General features: G+C 32.6%; 21 protein-coding genes. 18 read left to right on the top strand and 3 right to left on the bottom strand.

The window, feature by feature from the left end:
- The first annotated feature begins 61 nt into the window (after window positions 1-61).
- From THEXY_RS07105 to THEXY_RS07060, 10 genes are read left to right on the top strand one after another with little or no spacing between them, the layout of a single operon-like run.
- Window positions 62-706, top strand: coding sequence for a DUF116 domain-containing protein (locus THEXY_RS07105; RefSeq protein ID WP_230197563.1), 645 nt, complete (start codon window positions 62-64; stop codon window positions 704-706).
- Between the two features lie 5 nt (window positions 707-711).
- Window positions 712-1,395, top strand: a complete 684-nt coding sequence (locus THEXY_RS07100; protein ID WP_013788163.1) for a zinc metallopeptidase — start codon at window positions 712-714, stop codon at window positions 1,393-1,395.
- A gap of 39 nt (window positions 1,396-1,434) precedes the next feature.
- Window positions 1,435-2,778 (top strand): 16S rRNA (cytosine(967)-C(5))-methyltransferase RsmB, encoded by a 1,344-nt coding sequence (rsmB, locus tag THEXY_RS07095; RefSeq protein WP_013788162.1) that lies wholly within the window; start codon window positions 1,435-1,437, stop codon window positions 2,776-2,778.
- Between the two features lie 43 nt (window positions 2,779-2,821).
- Window positions 2,822-3,853 carry a dual-specificity RNA methyltransferase RlmN gene (gene rlmN, locus THEXY_RS07090; protein ID WP_013788161.1) on the top strand — a complete coding sequence of 344 codons (1,032 nt, stop codon included), beginning with the start codon at window positions 2,822-2,824 and terminating at the stop codon, window positions 3,851-3,853.
- A 5-nt stretch (window positions 3,854-3,858) separates the two neighbouring features.
- Entirely contained in the window at window positions 3,859-4,593 is a 735-nt protein-coding gene (locus THEXY_RS07085; protein ID WP_013788160.1) for a Stp1/IreP family PP2C-type Ser/Thr phosphatase, read from the top strand.
- 4 nt (window positions 4,594-4,597) lie between these two features.
- Window positions 4,598-6,505, top strand: coding sequence for a Stk1 family PASTA domain-containing Ser/Thr kinase (gene pknB, locus THEXY_RS07080; RefSeq protein WP_013788159.1), 1,908 nt, complete (start codon window positions 4,598-4,600; stop codon window positions 6,503-6,505).
- A complete protein-coding gene (gene rsgA, locus THEXY_RS07075) occupies window positions 6,505-7,380 on the top strand; it encodes a ribosome small subunit-dependent GTPase A (RefSeq protein WP_013788158.1) in 876 nt (291 codons plus the stop codon). Before pknB ends, rsgA begins: the two co-directional genes overlap by 1 nt.
- A gap of 2 nt (window positions 7,381-7,382) precedes the next feature.
- Entirely contained in the window at window positions 7,383-8,036 is a 654-nt protein-coding gene (gene rpe / locus THEXY_RS07070) for a ribulose-phosphate 3-epimerase (protein ID WP_013788157.1), read from the top strand.
- Window positions 8,033-8,668, top strand: a complete 636-nt coding sequence (locus THEXY_RS07065; protein WP_013788156.1) for a thiamine diphosphokinase — start codon at window positions 8,033-8,035, stop codon at window positions 8,666-8,668. Before rpe ends, THEXY_RS07065 begins: the two co-directional genes overlap by 4 nt.
- Window positions 8,669-8,720: 52 nt before the next feature.
- Window positions 8,721-8,906, top strand: a complete 186-nt coding sequence (locus tag THEXY_RS07060) for a hypothetical protein (protein ID WP_013788155.1) — start codon at window positions 8,721-8,723, stop codon at window positions 8,904-8,906.
- Window positions 8,907-9,068: 162 nt separating this feature from the next.
- Here the strand turns inward: THEXY_RS07060 and rpmB are convergent, their stop codons facing one another.
- A complete protein-coding gene (rpmB, locus tag THEXY_RS07055; RefSeq protein ID WP_083815331.1) occupies window positions 9,069-9,257 on the bottom strand; it encodes a 50S ribosomal protein L28 in 189 nt (62 codons plus the stop codon).
- Between the two features lie 241 nt (window positions 9,258-9,498).
- Between rpmB and THEXY_RS07050 the strand changes: the two genes are divergently transcribed.
- The 8 genes from THEXY_RS07050 to THEXY_RS07015 all read left to right on the top strand — a co-directional run bounded on the left by THEXY_RS07050 (window position 9,499) and on the right by THEXY_RS07015 (window position 16,445).
- The gene (locus THEXY_RS07050; RefSeq protein ID WP_013788152.1) at window positions 9,499-9,849 is read left to right on the top strand and encodes an Asp23/Gls24 family envelope stress response protein; all 351 of its coding nucleotides are present in this window, start codon (window positions 9,499-9,501) and stop codon (window positions 9,847-9,849) included.
- Between the two features lie 46 nt (window positions 9,850-9,895).
- Window positions 9,896-11,446, top strand: a complete 1,551-nt coding sequence (locus tag THEXY_RS07045) for a DAK2 domain-containing protein (RefSeq protein WP_049781483.1) — start codon at window positions 9,896-9,898, stop codon at window positions 11,444-11,446.
- Between the two features lie 8 nt (window positions 11,447-11,454).
- On the top strand, window positions 11,455-13,503 hold the full coding sequence (gene recG / locus THEXY_RS07040; RefSeq protein ID WP_013788150.1) for an ATP-dependent DNA helicase RecG: 2,049 nt from the start codon (window positions 11,455-11,457) through the stop codon (window positions 13,501-13,503).
- 19 nt (window positions 13,504-13,522) lie between these two features.
- Complete coding sequence (locus THEXY_RS07035; RefSeq protein WP_013788149.1) at window positions 13,523-14,365, top strand: DegV family protein; 843 nt, start codon at window positions 13,523-13,525, stop codon at window positions 14,363-14,365.
- A gap of 127 nt (window positions 14,366-14,492) precedes the next feature.
- Complete coding sequence (locus THEXY_RS07030; RefSeq protein ID WP_013788148.1) at window positions 14,493-14,720, top strand: alpha/beta-type small acid-soluble spore protein; 228 nt, start codon at window positions 14,493-14,495, stop codon at window positions 14,718-14,720.
- A gap of 209 nt (window positions 14,721-14,929) precedes the next feature.
- Window positions 14,930-15,514: a 16S rRNA (guanine(966)-N(2))-methyltransferase RsmD gene (gene rsmD, locus THEXY_RS07025; protein WP_230197562.1), complete on the top strand. Its 585-nt coding sequence runs from the start codon at window positions 14,930-14,932 to the stop codon at window positions 15,512-15,514.
- Window positions 15,489-15,968, top strand: coding sequence for a pantetheine-phosphate adenylyltransferase (coaD, locus tag THEXY_RS07020; protein WP_013788146.1), 480 nt, complete (start codon window positions 15,489-15,491; stop codon window positions 15,966-15,968). Before rsmD ends, coaD begins: the two co-directional genes overlap by 26 nt.
- Window positions 15,969-15,980: 12 nt before the next feature.
- Window positions 15,981-16,445, top strand: coding sequence for a hypothetical protein (locus THEXY_RS07015; RefSeq protein WP_013788145.1), 465 nt, complete (start codon window positions 15,981-15,983; stop codon window positions 16,443-16,445).
- On the opposite strand, the gene ylbJ is transcribed toward THEXY_RS07015, so the two are convergent.
- Both ylbJ and THEXY_RS07005 read right to left on the bottom strand, forming a co-directional pair.
- Window positions 16,446-17,636 (bottom strand): sporulation integral membrane protein YlbJ, encoded by a 1,191-nt coding sequence (gene ylbJ / locus THEXY_RS07010; RefSeq protein ID WP_049781453.1) that lies wholly within the window; start codon window positions 17,634-17,636, stop codon window positions 16,446-16,448. It lies immediately after the preceding gene.
- A gap of 35 nt (window positions 17,637-17,671) precedes the next feature.
- Window positions 17,672-18,874, bottom strand: a complete 1,203-nt coding sequence (locus THEXY_RS07005; protein ID WP_013788143.1) for a nucleotidyltransferase — start codon at window positions 18,872-18,874, stop codon at window positions 17,672-17,674.
- Window positions 18,875-18,975: the final 101 nt, after the last annotated feature.

Genomic DNA, 18,975 nt, shown 5'->3' with positions numbered 1-18,975 from the left:
AGTGTTAATGTCATCAGGTATCTTTTTTCTTTTTTATATTGTGAGAAGCAAGAGTTCGATTTTGTACAATTTTTTAATAGGATTTGTAATATTGCTTTTTTCTGTAATTACTATTATTTTGATTTTTACAGTTATTGGATTTTTATACTTGGTTTATAGAAGGAAAAACAATAAAGCCTTAAATAAAGCGTTATTATTGTTGATAGATATGGCATATCCGTTTTTGGAGATATTAGGTGATATACTTGGTTTAAAGAAGGAAAAGATTCAACAGTCATTTACAAATGTGAATAATTTTTTAGTAAGGTTAAGAAAAAACAAGTATTTGCCTGAAGAGCTATTGATATTGATGCCACATTGTATACAATTTAATGAGTGCAAATTTAAAGTTACCAATGACATTGACAATTGCCGGAGATGTGGCAAATGCCAAGTCGGCGAGTTAGTTAAATTAAAAGAAAAGTATGGTGTGAAAATTGCAATTGCAACTGGAGGTACTTTAGCGAGAAAAGCTGTCATGGACACTAAGCCAAAAGCCATCATTGCTATTGCATGTGAAAGAGACTTAACAAGTGGAATACTAGATGTGAAAAAAATACCCGTTTATGGTATAATAAATATAAGACCGTATGGCCCTTGCTTCAACACAAAAGTAGATTTAGATGAAGTCGAAAAAGCGATTATCAATTTTACGAATGGAGGATAGGATTTATGTTTTGGTTTTATGATCCTACTTATATATTGCTGTTACCTGCAATTTTACTTGCAATGTATGCTCAATTTAAAGTACAAAGCACGTTTAACAGGTATTCAAATGTAAGAAACAGGTATGGATACAGAGCTTATGAAGTGGCGAGGAAATTGCTAAATGATGCGGGGCTATATGATGTTAGCATTGAGATGATACCAGGAAACCTTACAGATCATTATGATCCAAGAAGCAGAGTGCTAAGGCTTTCTCAAGCCGTTTATAGCAGTGATTCTATAGCAGCTATAGGCGTTGCGGCACATGAAACAGGGCATGCTATACAGCATGCTAATGGATACATTCCTCTTAAATTGAGAAATGCAATCGTACCTGTGGCAAATATCGGTACGACAATTTCGTGGCCGCTTTTGTTGATGGGTTTTTTGTTTGGATATACACAATTGATAGATATAGGTATAATACTCTTTTCAGCGGTTGTTTTGTTTCAAATAATAACATTGCCAGTAGAACTTAATGCAAGCAATAGAGCAATAAGACTTCTCGAATCTGGTGGGCTTTTCATGAGAGATGAACTTTATCCAGCAAGGCAGGTTCTTAATGCAGCTGCTTTAACGTATGTTGCCGCTGCGTTTGCTTCTATTATGAATCTTATTAGATTGATAATTTTAAGGGATAGGAGAGATTAATTTCTATCCCTTATTTATTAAAATTTTAGAGGTGTTTTAATGAATCAAAGAAATACTGCTTTTAAAATTTTGTACGATATAATTATAAAAAAAGGATATTCAAATATTGTATTAAACAAGTATCTTAATAACAATGAGTTGAGAGATATAGACAAAAGTTTCATTAAAGAAATAGTTTTTGGTACAATAGAGAGAAAACAGACTTTAGATCAAATAATCGACCATTGTTCGTCGAAAGGCAGCAAGAAGATAGACAACAAAATATTGATAATACTCGAGATGGGGTTGTATCAAATAATTTATATGGATAAGGTGCCTCAATATGCGGCTATTAGTGAAGCTGTAAATCTTGCTAAGGAGTATGCGGGAATACATGCTTCTAAATTTGTTAATGCTGTGCTTCGCAATTATGCGCGCAATTCTGCAAAAATTGATATCTTAAGATCTGACAAAAATGTTGTTGAATATCTTGCATTTAAATATTCATATCCTGAATGGATTGTAAAAAGACTTTTAAATAATTATGATAAAGCTGCGACTGAGGATATATTAAAGTCATTAAATGAAAAGCCGCAGATATCCATAAGGCTTAACACTTTAAAAATAGGAAGTAAGGATTTTGAAAAAATATTGATTGACAAAGGATTGAATTTTAAAAAGGGATCGTATGTAGATGATGCTTATTATATTGATTTAAAAAATATTGCAGGTGATGAAATTTACAAAAATGGCTTTATGCAGATCCAAGATGAAGGTGCTATGATCATATCTAAAGTTTTATCGCCTAATCCAGACGATCTTATAATAGACGTATGTAGTGCACCGGGTGGGAAAACTACACATATATCTCAATTAATGAACAATAAAGGGAAAGTTATTGCATTTGATATTCATGAGCATAAAATTGATTTAATAAGGATGAATTGCAAAAGATTAGGCGTAAACAATGTGGATGCGTATGTATTTGATTCAACCAAGATAAATGAAAAATATATAGAAAAGGCAGACAAGGTATTGGCTGACGTTCCATGCACTGGAATAGGAATTATAAGGAAAAAGCCGGATATAAAATTAAAGAACTATACGGATGAAGATATTAAAAAGCTTAATAACATTCAATACAACATACTTAGCTCCAGCTCCAAATACGTCAAAAAGGGCGGATATATATTGTACAGCACGTGTACTATTGGAAGAGAAGAAAATATGAATATTATTGATAGATTTTTGGGTGAAAATAAGAATTTCGAGATTTCTGACATAAGACCTCTTCTTCCTGATAAATTAGCATCACAAGTAGACAATAAAGGCTACCTGCAATTGCTGCCAAACATTAATAATACAGACGGCTTTTTTATATGTAAATTGAAGAGAAATAATTAAATTTGTGATATAATATCTGTATGAAATTTTGGAGGCGTTTTAATTGATAGATTTAAAAAACATGACTATTGATGAACTTGAAAAGTTTTTTCTTGACATTGGTGAAACAAAGTACAGAGCAAAACAGGTTTTTCGCTGGATTTATAGAGGAATTACCAATTTTGATGACATGACTGACATAAAGAAAGATTTAAGGCAAAAGTTGAAAAATATGGCCTTCATTTCTAATTTGCAAATTGCAAAAAAAGTCGTATCAAGTGAAGATGGAACAGCTAAGTATCTCTTTTTGTTGGATGATGAAAATATTGTTGAAGGCGTAGCGATAAAGTATAGCTTTGGCAATACATCTTGTATATCTACTCAAGTGGGATGTAATATGAGATGTTCATTTTGTGCATCAGGGATTGGCGGTAAAGTCAGAAATTTAAAAGCATCTGAAATGGTAGACGAAGTCCTTATAATGAATAAAGATTATGGTAAGATCTCCAATATAGTATTGATGGGCAGCGGTGAACCGTTTGATAATTATGATGAAGTTATGAAATTTATAAAAATTGTCAATAATCCATTTGGCATGGGCATAGGTGTTAGACATATTACTATCTCCACATGCGGAATTGTACCTAAAATTTACAAATTTGCAGATGAAGGCTTAGGAGTTAACTTGTCTATCTCATTACATGCACCTACTGATGATTTGCGTTCACAGTTAATGCCCATAAATAAGGTTTATCCTATAAAAGATTTAATTGATGCATGTAGGTACTATATAGACAAAACTCATAGAAGGATAACTTTTGAATACTCGCTTATAAAAAGTGTAAATGACAGCTATGATATGAGCTTAAAACTGTCCAATCTCTTAAAAGGGCTTTTATGTCATGTAAATTTAATACCCGTGAATTACGTCAGTGAGATTGGCTATGAAAAGGCTGATAACGAGAAGATAATGGCTTTTAAGAATGTGCTTGAGAGGAGTGGCATTACATGTACAGTGAGGCGCGAACTTGGCAGTGACATCGATGCAGCTTGCGGTCAATTAAGAAGGAAATATTTAGCTGGAAGGGTGAAATGATTTAGATGTTAGTATATGCACTTACTGATAAAGGTAATGTAAGAGAAAACAATGAAGATTCATATTTTATTTCTACAGATGAAAAAATAAAACTTTTTATTGTAGCTGATGGCATGGGTGGATGTAATGGCGGTGAAGTTGCAAGCAGATACGCAATAGAGGTCATTACAAAGTATTTTTTTAGCAATTATAGTAGTTGTAATAAAAATGATGATTCAATAAAGAAATTCATTGAGGATGCGGTTAGAAGTGCAAACTCTCACGTTTTTAATAAATCTTTTTCGAATATAGACCTTACAGGGATGGGAACAACGCTAACTCTTCTTTTGATAGAAAATAGGAAATTTTTTATTGGGCACATAGGTGATAGCAGAGCATATTTAATAAGAGGCGATAAACTTATTCAAATTACTGAAGATCATTCTTATGTGGAAGAATTAGTTAAATTAGGCAGAATAACACACGAAGAAGCAAGAAATCATCCACAGAAAAACATTATAACAAGGGCACTTGGCATCGATGATGAAATAGAGGTAGATATATTTACTGGCGAAGTTTTCGAAAATGACGTATTTTTGCTGTGCACAGACGGATTGACAAATATGCTTACAGACGATTTAATTTTAAAGGAATTTAATAGTTCTGAAAGCATAGATAAGGCTTGCGATAATCTGATTAAAATGGCAAAACAAAATGGTGGCTTTGACAATATTACTATTGTGGCGGTAAAGGAGGTGTGACTATATGGTTGGTAAAATGCTTGGAAATCGATATGAGATACTGGAAAAGATAGGCGAAGGTGGTATGGCAAAGGTATATAAGGCAAAATGCCATCTTTTGAATAGAATTGTTGCTATAAAAATATTGCGATCGGAGTTTGTATCGGACGAAGAATTTGTAAGAAGGTTTAAAAGAGAATCACAAGCGGCAGCAAGCCTTTCTCATCCTAATATCGTCAGCATATACGATGTTGGACAAGAAGGAGATATATACTATATTGTAATGGAATATGTCAATGGGAAAACTTTAAAACAATTAATTAAGGAAACGAATGGACCTTTGCCCATATCGAAATCCTTGGATATAGCAAGGCAAGTATGTAGAGCGTTGGAACACGCTCATAAAAATCATATTGTTCACAGAGATATTAAGCCGCAAAATATATTGGTTACAGATGACAACATTGTAAAAGTGACAGATTTTGGCATTGCAAGAGCATCTAATGGTTCTACAATAACGTATGGTGGAGGAGATGTCCTTGGCACAGCTTACTATTTTTCGCCAGAACAGGCGAAAGGCGCTATAATAGACGAAAAGACTGACATATACTCGCTTGGAATTGTCATGTATGAGATGCTGACTGGTAAAGTTCCTTTTGAAGGTGAAAGTCCCATATCAGTTGCTTTAAAGCATATACAGGAAAACATAGTGCCACCATCAAAGTTGAATCCTCGAGTACCTTATAAACTTGACAAGATAGTGTTAAAGGCCACTGAGAAAGATATAAACTACAGATATAAAAGTGCAGCCGAACTTTTAAAAGATATTGATACGTTTATAAGCGATCCAGATAAATTGATCATAGGCGATTTAACTGACAACAATGTTACGAGGGTCATGAAGGCGGAAGAAATTAACGAGAAGATCAAGGATTCAAAATTACCGAGCCAAAGAAAAGGTAGAAAAATTTTAAGAAATATAGGGATTGCAATATTGATTTTAGCACTTATGGCTTCACTGTCTTACGGTACTATGTATTTTTTAAACAATATGGCTACTGCATCAGAAGTGAAAGTACCTGATATAAAAGGCCAAACATTGGACAAAGCAACTACAGTATTGGAAAATAACAATTTGAAGTTAAATATTTCAGACAGTCAATACAGCGATGCTCCGACCAACACTATTTTGTCACAAGATCCACCGGCAGGAGAGACTGTAAAGAAAGGTTCTACTGTTAACGTAGTAGTCAGCAAAGGGAAACAGAATTCCGTTGTTCCTAATGTCATAGGCAGTGAGTACAGAGATGCTCAGTTGAAATTAAAAAATAGTGGGCTAAATGCAAATTTAATTTGGGACTACAATGATAGTTATCCAAATGGTTACGTGTATGATCAAAATCCAAGGCAAGGTGTGCAAGTTGAATACAATACTGTTGTTGATGTTTATGTAAGCAAAGGACCACAAATGGTTACAGTTCCCAATGTCCAGAACATGTCGCTTGATGATGCGACAAAAGCTTTGGAAGATGTAGGACTTAAGGTTGGAAATGTAACTACACAACCAAGCGACAGCGTGCCTGATAATTTTGTGATCTCTCAAAGCATACCTCAGGGTACCAGCATTCAAAAGGGTAAATCTATTGATTTGATTGTGAGCCAATCAACACAGACACAGCAGCAACAACAGACGCAAACTCAACTGCCGCAAGGATATAAGACAAAAGAAATTACAATTAACTTGCCTAATCAAGAAGGTCCTATGAAAGTTGATGTTTATGTTATACAAGATGGCAATAAGACATTGCAGTATTCAAATACGTATACCTATGCAGACAGTCCAATAACAGTACCAGTTGCTGGTAAAGGCAATGTTATTATTGAAGTTGATATAAACGGCAATGTTTACGAAACAATGGGGGCGAAATTTTAGTGGTATTAGTAGGACGAATTATTAAAGGCATTGGAGGTTTTTACTATGTTTCCACCGAGCATGGCACCATAGAATGCCGTGCTCGTGGCAAATTTAGAATTTCCAATATTATACCTATTGTTGGAGACTATGTTGATGTCGAATCACAAAATTTAAAAGATGGCTTTATAGTGAATATACATGACAGGAAAAACCAATTAGTAAGGCCACCTGTGTCAAATGTAGATCAAGCAATAATTACTTTTTCGATAGTTAGTCCTGATTTAAACAGATTGCAGCTTGATAAAATGATAATATTAACTGAAGTAAACGAGATAAATCCCATCATCTGCATAAATAAGGTTGATCTAGTTAATGAAGATGAATACATGCCAATATACAATACATATAAAAAATTAGGGTATGAAGTGATTACTACTTCCAAATACGATAACATTGGAATTGATAAGTTGAAAACAATTCTAAAAGGTAAAACTTCTTTTTTTACAGGTCCATCTGGCGTAGGAAAATCTTCTTTGATAAATTGTATTCATGGACATGAAAGGCAAGAGATTGGAGATTTAAGTGAAAAGCTTAATAGAGGAAAGCATACGACAAGAAATGTAGAGCTAATACCTATTGATGGTGGATATGTTTTAGATACACCTGGCTTTACTTCGCTAAATCTGGATATTGATGAAAAAAATCTCAAAAGATTTTATAAAGATTTTCAAGTCTTTGAATCAGAATGTAGATTTAATTCGTGCTTACATATTAATGAACCTGATTGTGGAGTTAAAAGTGCTATCGCGAATGGGCTGATTGATAGAACACGATACGCAAATTATATAAGTTTATATAATGAACTAAAAGCGAACAGAAGGAGGAGATATTAGTAATGGAAATTTCTCCGTCGATTTTATCAGCTGACTTTGGAAATTTGTTATCAGATATACAAAAAGTTGAAACAGAGAAACCCGAGTATTTGCATATAGATATTATGGATGGGCATTTTGTTCCTAATATAACGATTGGACCATTGGTGTTAAATGCCTTAAAAGGCAAAACCGAGATTCCATTTGACGTTCATTTAATGATAGAAGAGCCTGACAAATACATAAAAGAATTTGTCGATGCTGGAGCCAAAAATATAACGGTACATCAGGAAGCATGTGTACATTTAGATAGAACTCTCCAATTGATAAAGTCAATGGGCATAAATGCAAGTGTGGCACTAAACCCTGCTACATCTTTAGATACATTAAGATATGTATTGTCATCAGTTGATATGGTGTTGATTATGACTGTAAACCCCGGTTTTGGAGGGCAAGTATTCATAAATGGCATGTATGAAAAGATTCGCGAATTAGCATCAATTAGAAATGAAAGGGGATTGAATTTTAAGATAGAAGTTGATGGAGGTATTAATATTGATAATATAAAGGATGTAGTTTTAGCTGGAGCTGATGTGATTGTGGCTGGTTCGTTCATATTTGCCAATGGGGATCCTGGTGAAAATTTAAAAAAGCTTAGAGAGGCAGCACTAAAATGAAGGTTTGTATTATTTCAAATGGAGAATTTAAAGATTCCAACTATTTTAAAAAAGCAATCGATGAATGTGACGTGGTAATCTGTGCGGATGGTGGTGCTAATATAGCTTACAAATTAGGTATAATGCCAAATTACATTGTCGGTGATTTGGATTCAGCAGATGATAAAATTATAGATTATTATTTGCAACAAGGTGTAATCATTGAAAAACATCCTACTATGAAAGACGAGACGGATAGTCAACTTGCAACGATAAAGGCTATAGAGATAGGCGCTAATGAGATTGTGTATTTAGCGACGATAGGAAGTAGATTTGATCATTCATTAGCAAATTTGTCGCTTTTATTGTACCTTCTTAATAGAAAAATAAAGGGGAAAATTTTGAACGAAAAAAATGAAGTCTATCTCATTGATGACTTTATCGAATTGGAAGGTAAATCAGGTGATGTAGTTTCATTGATTCCGTATAGTGCAGACGTTAGAGGGATTTACACCGAAGGGTTATTTTATCCTTTATCTGGTCAGGATATGTCTTTAGAAATGCCTTATGGGATTAGCAATGTATTTACAGATAGGAAGATTAAGATAAAGATAAATAGTGGTTATTTGCTTGTGATAAAATCTAAAGATTAGCACAAAATCCGCTCCTTTCGAATAAAATATTGAAAGAAAGGAGCAGATTTTTATGTGGAATAAAATTTATAAAAAAGTTAGAATATTAAATAAAAAACTGAATTATTCAATTGGATATATTATAATTTCGCTTGGAATATTTATAATTGTATTGTACATACCAAGTTGGCTGTGGATGATACTTTTAGGATTTGCTGTAATAATGATTGGTTATTTTATTAATGCATATTTCAAATAGCAGATAAATAGTTTAGAAGTAAAAGGATAAAGGGGGATGTATATGAGTAAAAAAAAGGAACCTAAAATATACTACATTAGAATTCCTGATTTTATAAAAAAATTTTTGTCTTCATTTACTAAGAGCAAAAAATAAAAAGCGTGCATATATGCACGTCTTTCTTTATATGGCTCTCTTAACTCTTCCTGATTTTAAGCATTTTGTGCAAACATTCAACCTTACAGGTGTACCGTCCACTATGGCTTTGACACGCTTTAAGTTTGGTTGCCATTTTTTGATTGATTTTCTGTGGGAATGGCTGTATTGATATCCTGCCATCGGTGTTTTTCCGCATACTTCACATTTTCTCATCATGTGCACCTCCTCTTTGTCAACACTAACATTTTAGCAAAAAAATTAATAGACTTCAAGAAAAATAACTACCCACTCTTTTATTGTATCCACACAACAATGATATTTTAACATTATATTTTAAAGCTGTAAATACTTTTTAGTTAAAATTTGCATTAGCTTAAAATATAACAATTTTTTTTCTTTATTGATGATTTAATTTGGATAAGGTAAAATATAATTATAATAGGAGGTTGTAAAAATGGAGCAAACAAAAAATAATTTAGGAAAAATAGATATTTCTGCAGACGTAATTGCATCTATGGCTAGTTATGCCACATCTGAATGTTATGGCATAGTGGGTTTAGGGAAACGTGGACCTGACGGACTTATAGAGCTTTTCAAAAATGAGCAGTCAGGTAAAGGAATAAAGATTGCATATGATGAAGATGGGATTGTTATAGATTTGTACATTGTTGTTGAATACGGAGTCAACATTAAAACTGTTGCTGCAAATATCATTGAAAAAGTCAAATACACTATAGAGACATATACAGGTGTTAATGTTAAAAATATTGTTGTAAATGTACAAAGCATAAAAGTTGATTTTTGAGGAGGAAAAATGGTTGGATCGCTTAGATGTTAATACTTTAAAACGCATGTTTAAGGCTGGATCTCAATACTTAACAAATAAATCAGATGAAGTAAATAAATTAAATGTCTTTCCTGTTCCAGATGGTGATACGGGTTCTAACATGGCCCATACATTAGATTTTGCTGTTAAAGAAATGGAAAAAGCCTCTGATAATATGAATGAAGTTCTAAATAATCTTTCCAGAGGTGCTCTCTTAGGTGCCAAAGGAAATTCAGGGGTGATTTTATCTCAAATAATTAGGGGATTCGCCAAAAATCTTTTGAACCATGACGCAATCACGACAAAAGATTTTGCTGAAGCTTTAAATGCAGGTTCAGCGATTGCACATAAGGCAGTTATGAAACCTATGGAAGGTACTATTCTAACTGTAGTAAGAGATTGTGCCAATGAGGCTTTGAAACTAACTTCTATTAATGACTTTGAAACTTTCATGGAGAAGATTGTAAAAGCTGCTTCAGAATCAGTGAAAAGAACGCCTGATCTATTGCCGGTGTTAAAGCAAGCTAATGTAGTTGATTCTGGTGGACAAGGCTTTTTATTTATGCTAATAGGAATGTTACAAGCTATAAAAGGGCATGAGATAGCTGTTCAGCATGTTGTTGAAGACATCCATAAAAAAGAAAGTAATATTGCAGACATAAAGTTTACTTATTGTACGGAGATGCTTATTGATGCAAAATCTAAGAATCCCTCCAAGCTTAAAGCTGAAATTGAATCTTTTGGTGATAGTATAATCGTTGTTGGAGATGAAAATTTAATAAAAGTCCATATACATACTAATTCTCCTGGACTGGTATTGCAGAAAGGCTTAGAGTATGGGGAATTGGTGAAAGTGAAGATTGACAATATGAAACTACAGCATGAAAATGTAATTTTTGAATCAAACAAAGACAGAAATACTTATACCAAAAAATATGGCTTTATGGCTGTTTCTCCTGGTGAAGGAATAAGCAGTTTGTTTAAAGATTTGGGGTGTGATATCGTAATAGATGGTGGACAAACTATGAATCCCAGCGCTTTGGATATATTAAATGGCTTAAAAGAAATAAATGCAGAAAATATAATTGTCTTTCCGAATAATAAAAATGTAGTTATGACATGTGAACAAGCTAAAAGTTTATCAGACAAAAATGTGCACGTCATAAATACTTACAGCTTTAATCAGGCTATAAGTGCCATGATAAACTTTGATGTCAATGCAAGCGTAGATGATGCGATCAAAAATATAAATGATACTATTGATAAGGTTACAACGGTAGAAATAACTTATTCTATAAGAGATACTGTATTAGATGGAGTGGAAATCAAGACTGGAGAAATTTTAGGATTTGTAAATGGACAATTTGTAGATAAAGGTACTGACTACAATGAAGTAGCAAGACAAATAGTGTCAAATGCTATTTCTGATGATACTTCAATAATAACCATTTATTATGGGAAAGAAGTCAAAGAAGAAGATGCAAAAAAATTGTTAAATACCATAGTATTTGATGGGGATGTTGATCTCCAATATGGTGGACAGCCTCTATACTATTATGTAATTTCGATTGAATAGGTGATTTTATGGATCTTTCAAAACCAATACAATATGTAAAAGGTGTTGGTCCAAAGAGGGCATTGCTGCTTAAAAGAATTGGTATTGAGACTGTTAAGGATGCATTAGAGTATTATCCCAGAGAATATGAAGACAGAGAGAAAATAATTCCTATAGATATGTTGAAGATTGGTGAAAAGCAAACTTTTAAGGCTTACATCGCAGGGAAAGCGAGAGAGTATAGGATTAAGGGGCTAATAATCACGAAAATACCTGTTAAAGATGGAAGTGGGGCTTTGGAACTTGTTTGGTACAACCAGCCGTATGTTAAAAATAATTTCAAATTAGGTGAAGAGTATATAATAAATGGCAGGATTTCCTATAAATATGGACAAGTGTACGTGGAAAACCCAACTATGGATAAAAGTGATGTTTTAAATCTAAATGCAGGACGAATTGTGCCGATATATAAGTTGACAGATGGATTAAGTCAAAAGATTTTAAGAAATATAATTTATAGCCTTCTAAAAGAGTATATAAATGAAATAGAAGAAATTTTTGACGAAGATTTTTTGACAGAATATAATTTGTTGGGAATAAGAAAAGCCATAAAAAACATCCATTTTCCAGAGTCACCAGAAATGTTAGAGAGAGCTAAATATAGACTTATATTTCAAGAATTTTTTATTTTGCAATTGGGGTTAAATTTGATTAAAAATAGGTATGATATTGATAAATCAGGTATAAAGTTTAAACATGTAGATTTAAGCGAATTTTTAAACAATTTAAAATTTACATTTACTAAAGCACAGGATAAAGCTTTAAACGAAATCTTAAATGACATGTATTCAGGAAAAGTGATGAATAGACTTTTACAAGGTGATGTTGGCTCTGGCAAGACAATCATAGCGGCAGCAGCAATGTACGTTGCGGTAAAGAATGGATATCAGGCATCCATATTGACACCAACAGAAATACTTGCGAAGCAGCACTATTTATCATTAAAGGAGTTGTATGATAAGTTAGGTGTTAAAACGGAATTGTTGACAGGAAGCATCAGCAACAAAAGGAAAAATTTAATAATAGAGAAAGTCAAAAATGGTGAGATTGACGTATTAGTTGGTACACATTCTTTAATTGAAGATAATGTTCAGTTTAAAAATTTAGGTTTGGCAATAACAGATGAACAGCATAGATTTGGAGTTCGACAAAGGGCCATGTTTAAAAATAAGGGCAATCAAACGAATGTTCTTGTAATGACGGCAACACCTATTCCAAGAACTTTGGCACTAATGCTGTATGGAGATTTGGATATATCTATAATAGACGAATTGCCTCCAGGAAGAAAGAAAGTTGAAACGTATGCTATAAGTGGAGCTTTAAGAGAGAGGGCGTATAAATTCGTCGTAAATGAAATAAAAAAAGGACACCAAGCTTACATAGTCTGCCCACTTATAGAAGATTCACAAACTATATATGCAAAATCGGCAGAGGTGGTCTATGAAGAAATTTATAAGGGCGTTTTTAAGGATTTTAGAGTTGGCTTAGTTCATGGTGGAATGAATTCAAACGATAAGGACAAAGTGATGAGTGAATTTGTTGATGGGGAAATAGATATATTAGTTTCTACAACAGTTATTGAAGTTGGTGTAAATGTTCCAAACGCAACAGTAATTGTTATTGAAAACGCAGAGAGATTTGGATTGGCTCAGTTGCATCAATTAAGGGGGCGTGTTGGAAGATCATCACATCAATCGTATTGTATTTTGATAGCTTACTCATATTCTGATGTTGTCAAAAAAAGATTGAAGGTTATGACTGAAACAAATGATGGTTTTAAAATTGCAGAAAAAGATTTGGAGATAAGGGGACCAGGAGAATTTTTTGGAGTAAAGCAACATGGATTGCCTGAACTTAAATTGGCCAATTTATTTGATGATATAGAAATATTAAAACTGGCTCAAAAAGCTGTAGAAAGATTTATAAGTTATGATGGTAATTTTGAAAGACATAGTAAAATGAAAGCAGAATTGATAGAGAGATTTAGGGATAAATTAGAAGGAATTATACTAAATTAATTGCTGGGAGGAAAAGATAATGGGAAAGATAGCCATAGTGACAGATAGTGTATCTGATATTCCAGATGATATTGTAAAACTATATGATATATATGTTGTGCCGCTGACAGTTGATATTGATGGTATATCTTATAAAGACGGAGTAGATATAAAAAAAGATGAATTTTACGATTTGATAAATTCTGGGAAAATGCCTAACACTTCACAAGTATCACCTATTGAATTTATGGATGTTTTTAGTGATTTGTTGAAAAGTTATGATGAAATAATCTGTATTTTAATGTCATCAAAATTAAGTGGTACATATCAGTCAGCATTGTTGGCTAAAGACAATTTAAAAAATCAAAACATAACAGTGATTGATTCTAAAAATTTTTCTTTAGGCGAGGGATTTATTGTCATCGAAGCTGGAAAAATGGCGTGCAATGGCAACACCAGTGATGAGATAATTGCCAGAGTGACAAACATGATACCAAAAATTAGCTATACAATGATCTTTGATTCGTTGGATTATCTTTACAAAGGAGGACGATTAAAAAAGACGCAGGCGATTTTAGGAAGTATTTTAAATATTAAGCCAATACTGGTTAATAATGATGGCGAATTAGAAATAAAGGACAAGGTTAGAGGTCGAAAAAATGCTATAAAATGGATTATAAATTATATGAGAGAGACTAAAGTCGATTTTACTAAAAAAGAGATTGGGCTTTTACATACTGATAGGGAAGAGTTTATGTTAGAAATTGAGAATGCAATTCGCAACGAATTTGGTGCAACTAATTTTATAAGAAATAGGGCCGGTTGCACAGTCGGAGTTCATGCTGGACCGTCTGCTGTTGGAATATTTTTTGAATTTAATTAATTTTTATTTTAAATAAGTTTTAACGCCATTTTTGTCACCTCGAAACAAAATTGCTAAATAAATTATAGTTTATTGATGTCTTTATTGGGCAAATTAATATTGAAATCATTAAATGGAGGTGATAAAAATGGCAGCAGGTTCAGAGACAAAAAATCCTCTTGTAGTAAGAGAAGCTAAGCAAGCTATGAGCAAATGGAAATACGAAATAGCAAGCGAACTTGGAATAAATCCTCCAGCCGATGGTTATTGGGGCACACTTACATCCCGTGATTGCGGCGCTGTAGGTGGTCACATGGTGAAAAAAATGATCCAAATGGCTGAAAGCCAAATCGCTAATAATGGAACATTGAAGTAATTAAATTAAAAGGGTAGCCAATTGCGGTTACCCTTTTTAATTAAAATTTAATCCAGGTAGTAATCTACCTGGATTGGGAGAGGAGAAATTGAAGGAAGAATTTTGGGGAAATTGGTTTCCCAAGTATATTATTTGCCATATCTTAAAAGTTTTATACATAATTTTGTATCTAATCATAAAATGTGCTAAAATATTTTAGAATTGGAGGTGTGATTTTGAGGGTTATATCTGGTATGGCTAAAGGCAGAAAATTAAAATGCCCACCTGGAAGGGCAATTAGGCCTACGTCTGACATGGTTAAAGAATCGCTTTTCAATATAATAAGTGCTGACATATACGATTCTATATTTTTAGATTTATTTTCTGGAACAGGTAGTATAGGTATTGAAGCATTAAGTAGAGGAGCTAATATTTGCTACTTTGTAGAAAAAGTATATAATAATATTAAATACATAAATGATAATGTTAAATTGCTTGGCTCTATTGATAGTGCAGTGATTTTGCATATGGATGCATTGCATGCTTTAGATTATTTTAATAAGAATAATATTAAGTTTGATTTTATATACATTGATCCGCCGTATTACAATAACTTGTATGTTGAACCGTTAAATAAAATAAGTGAATATGAGTTATTGAATACTGATGGTTACGCAATTGTTGAGCATCATAAAAATGATTTTTTAGAAGAAAGGTACGGCAGCTTGCAAAAATTTAGGATGAAAAAATATGGAGAAACGATATTAACATTTTTTAAGGAGGCAACAGATGAATATAGCAGTATATCCAGGTAGTTTTGATCCTGTTACAAATGGGCATTTAGATGTTATAAAAAGAGCAGCAAAAGTTTTCGATAAATTAATTGTAGCGGTGCTTGTTAATCCATCTAAAACTCCTATGTTTTCATTGGAAGAACGAGTAGAGATGTTAAAAGAAGTAACTGCTGACATTGAAAATGTGGAAATTGATAGTTTTTCTGGTTTGCTTATAGAATATTTAGAAAAAGTCAATTCAAAGATTATTGTAAAAGGACTGCGAATGGTTTCAGACTTTGAATACGAATTTCAGATGGCTTTGATAAACAAAAAGTTAAATCCGGAAGTTGAAACTATATTTTTTATGACAAGCAATAAATATGGATATCTAAGTTCCAGCATAGTTAAAGAAGTAGCAAGGTTTGGGGGGTTCTTATCGGATCTCGTTCCAGATTCAGTAATTGAAAAGATATTACAAAAAATTAAAGATTAAGGGGGCATTTCGTTGGAAGTGGCTGATAATTTAGAAGTATTAGAACTTTTAGATTCATTGGAGGATTATATCGAGAAAAGTTCCACCATACCTCTATCGCAAAAAACCTTGATAAATAAGGATGAAATCTTGGAAATTATAAAGCAAATCAGAATTAAGCTGCCTGATGAATTAAAAAAAGCTGAGTGGATTAAACAAGAAAGGCAAAAAATATTGATAGAAGCCCAGCAAGATGCTGAAACAATTTTGAAAGAAGCTGAGCAGAGAATTAATCAAATGGTAAATGAAAATGAAATTGTTAAAAAAGCCGAAAAAAAAGCAGCAGAAATAATAGCTCAAGCGCAAACTAATGCAAAAGAAATAAGACTTGGAAGCAAAGATTATGCTGACGAACTGTTAGCTAAACTGGAGAAAAATGTTTCAGAATTATTAAATACGATAAAGAATAATAGGAATGAATTAAGAGGCATAAAGTAATCATGCCTCTTTGTTTGTCATGGAAATTAGGATGACAAGAAAAATAACAGATAAAAGTGAAATTATAAACATAAGTGAAGATATCTCAAATATGCTTATCATACTCTTCATATTACCCTGATAGAAAGCTTCTGTAGCTGTTATATTGTCAATGTTTATAAATTTCAAAAAGACAAAGGAAAACAATGCAGCAAAAAGGCTATGAATAGCCTTTGCAATTAAATACGGTAAGTAGTTTATCTTGGTGTTATTAATGACACCTATTACTTGTCCATGCGTTGATAGGCCACCCCATGCTAAAATTGAGCTTATTAGTATGACCTTTTGGTATAATGGTGCTGTTGCTTGGCTAATCATATTGGAACCTATCGTGATCTCCATTAAGCCGCTTAGATATCCAGCAATCAAATTTTTGTTAAAACCAATTGCTTCAAATATCGGTGTAATAACCTTTTCTATAGCGTCTATTAAACCGTATACCTTTAGAAATTCTATTAAAACTGAAAATGTTATAATATAACCACCTATCATGATCATCGTGTTCATGGAGTATTTAACTGCACTTCCTAAGATTTCTCCAAAATTAGCTATTAAATCATCAGGATTGCTTTGACGAATATTATGGTATTCTGAACTTTTTAAATTTTTATTTTCGATATTATAATTTCTAAAAATTATACCAGTAGTAATTGCTGCTAAATAATTTGACAACATTATTATATAACCAATTGTAGAGCTATTAAACATCCCCATGGCGACTACGCCTAACATAAATAGTGGTCCAGAGTTGTTGCAAAATGTCATTAACCTTTCAGCTTCGGCTGTATTTAAAAGTTTTTCTTCCCACAATCTTTTTATTATTTGCGCACCAACAGGATACCCAGATGTGTATCCAACAGCCATTGCAAAACCACCGTTGCCAGAAACATTGAATATTGGACGCATTATAGGCTCTAAAAATTTACCAAGCATTTTGACAAATCCTAATTGTACCAGCATTTCAGATCCGATGAAAAAGGGAAGTAACGCTGGGAATACTGTAAAAAGCCATAGATTGATTCCTGACTTTGCAGCAGCAAGCGAATTTTTTGGGAATATTATAATTGAAATAACGAGAAATAAGACAAACACAATCGATAAAGCTTTTGTTTTATCTCCTTTCAATGTTGTCCCCCCCCTTGAAGTTTCCATAGTATATTTTTATTAAAGAGGGGGAAATAAAATGATTATTTTACTATAAACTTTTTAGTAAAATCCAAACTTGAAACTGGTTCATTTGTATATGCAAGCGTATATATGTCTGTTGCTTTTAAATCTATTTCAAACATTTCTACGTTAGACAGGATTTTGTTATATTCAGAAACTTTAGTAATAATTGGTATGCTTGCTTTGTTTTTAATTTCTCTAAGCAATTTTAAACCTTTCTTAGTGGCGCCTAATATTCTTATATAATTTGGCCCATCAAATTTTAAATAAATGCTTGAATCAATATCCAATAAGACGTGCATCATTATTCGCCTTATTCTGCTTTCGGTATACCTTTTAGTTTTGATGTAGCCGATTATGTCGCTTAAATTATTGTAAAGAGATGAGGCTTTTTTTATACGATTTTCTAAGCCTTCTGTAACGTCAAAAACATCTTTTACTGATGCATCATTTCTCAAACGATAAACTACTATTTTAGCAAAATCGTCTAAATTAACGGGACCATGACCTTCTGCAATGCAATTTTTTAAAATTTCAAGAGAATATTGTGGCATATATTTTTCTAATATAGAATAATTTTTATCGTTTATGGCTTTTCTAAGATATGTAGCACTTGCAAAAGATTCTACTGTTTCCAGAGAATTATAGCCTGGTCCAAATCTTTTTAATGTCAAAGGTTTAATATTGCTGTTTAACTTGATTAAGCTTTTTATGTATTCAATTCCAAGTATGTTATTTGGATTTCCGATAATATTGTCAATGGTCCTTCCAAAATATTTTGATAATGCTACTTCACGTGCCTTTGCATATGTGATGCCGCTTTTTAAATAATTTTTCAAAAGCGATTTATAGTCTTCTGGTTCATCTAACAGAAATTTTGATATTTGGTATAATTCGTCAATAAAGCCATGTTCGCTTCCAAACGATATGTAATCAACGATGTGTAATGAATCAAGTAATTTTATTGCACCGTATGCAAATTTTTCTGCAGTGGAAACGGCGTATATTGTAGGTAACTCAATGACTAAATCTATTCCGGATAATAGTGCTGATTCCGTTCTTGACCACTTATCTATTATAGAAGGAATGCCACGCTGCACAAAATTGCCGCTCATTACTGCTACCACAAAGTCTGCTTTTGTCATTTCGATAGATTTTTTTATGTGATATATATGTCCATTGTGAAGTGGATTGTATTCTACAATTAAACCTAATACGCTCATAATATGCGCCTTTCTAAAAAATTATTAATTGTACTTATTATTTTATAAAAAATATGTTAAAATGTAAAATGTGTATACAATATATTTCTTCTTTTTAAAGG

Origin of the sequence: Thermoanaerobacterium xylanolyticum LX-11, from assembly GCF_000189775.2 — a bacterium.
Classification (GTDB): Bacteria; Bacillota; Thermoanaerobacteria; order Thermoanaerobacterales; family Thermoanaerobacteraceae; genus Thermoanaerobacterium; species Thermoanaerobacterium thermosulfurigenes.
The sequence above is the reverse complement of the archived record's forward strand: the minus strand, read 5'-3'. Positions and strand labels throughout refer to the sequence as shown.

What these genes read in the sequence shown, in the direction of transcription:
- THEXY_RS07100 (WP_013788163.1), top strand. Translation starts at nt 712, where the DNA reads ATGTTTTGGTTTTATGATCCTACTTATATATTGCTGTTACCTGCAATT.
- rsmB (WP_013788162.1), top strand. Translation starts at nt 1,435, where the DNA reads ATGAATCAAAGAAATACTGCTTTTAAAATTTTGTACGATATAATTATA.
- THEXY_RS07085 (WP_013788160.1), top strand. Translation starts at nt 3,859, where the DNA reads ATGTTAGTATATGCACTTACTGATAAAGGTAATGTAAGAGAAAACAAT.
- pknB (WP_013788159.1), top strand. Translation starts at nt 4,598, where the DNA reads ATGGTTGGTAAAATGCTTGGAAATCGATATGAGATACTGGAAAAGATA.
- rpe (WP_013788157.1), top strand. Translation starts at nt 7,383, where the DNA reads ATGGAAATTTCTCCGTCGATTTTATCAGCTGACTTTGGAAATTTGTTA.
- THEXY_RS07065 (WP_013788156.1), top strand. Translation starts at nt 8,033, where the DNA reads ATGAAGGTTTGTATTATTTCAAATGGAGAATTTAAAGATTCCAACTAT.
- THEXY_RS07060 (WP_013788155.1), top strand. Translation starts at nt 8,721, where the DNA reads ATGTGGAATAAAATTTATAAAAAAGTTAGAATATTAAATAAAAAACTG.
- rpmB (WP_083815331.1), bottom strand. Translation starts at nt 9,257, where the DNA reads ATGAGAAAATGTGAAGTATGCGGAAAAACACCGATGGCAGGATATCAA.
- THEXY_RS07050 (WP_013788152.1), top strand. Translation starts at nt 9,499, where the DNA reads ATGGAGCAAACAAAAAATAATTTAGGAAAAATAGATATTTCTGCAGAC.
- THEXY_RS07045 (WP_049781483.1), top strand. Translation starts at nt 9,896, where the DNA reads ATGTTTAAGGCTGGATCTCAATACTTAACAAATAAATCAGATGAAGTA.
- recG (WP_013788150.1), top strand. Translation starts at nt 11,455, where the DNA reads ATGGATCTTTCAAAACCAATACAATATGTAAAAGGTGTTGGTCCAAAG.
- THEXY_RS07035 (WP_013788149.1), top strand. Translation starts at nt 13,523, where the DNA reads ATGGGAAAGATAGCCATAGTGACAGATAGTGTATCTGATATTCCAGAT.
- THEXY_RS07030 (WP_013788148.1), top strand. Translation starts at nt 14,493, where the DNA reads ATGGCAGCAGGTTCAGAGACAAAAAATCCTCTTGTAGTAAGAGAAGCT.
- coaD (WP_013788146.1), top strand. Translation starts at nt 15,489, where the DNA reads ATGAATATAGCAGTATATCCAGGTAGTTTTGATCCTGTTACAAATGGG.
- ylbJ (WP_049781453.1), bottom strand. Translation starts at nt 17,636, where the DNA reads ATGGAAACTTCAAGGGGGGGGACAACATTGAAAGGAGATAAAACAAAA.
- THEXY_RS07005 (WP_013788143.1), bottom strand. Translation starts at nt 18,874, where the DNA reads ATGAGCGTATTAGGTTTAATTGTAGAATACAATCCACTTCACAATGGA.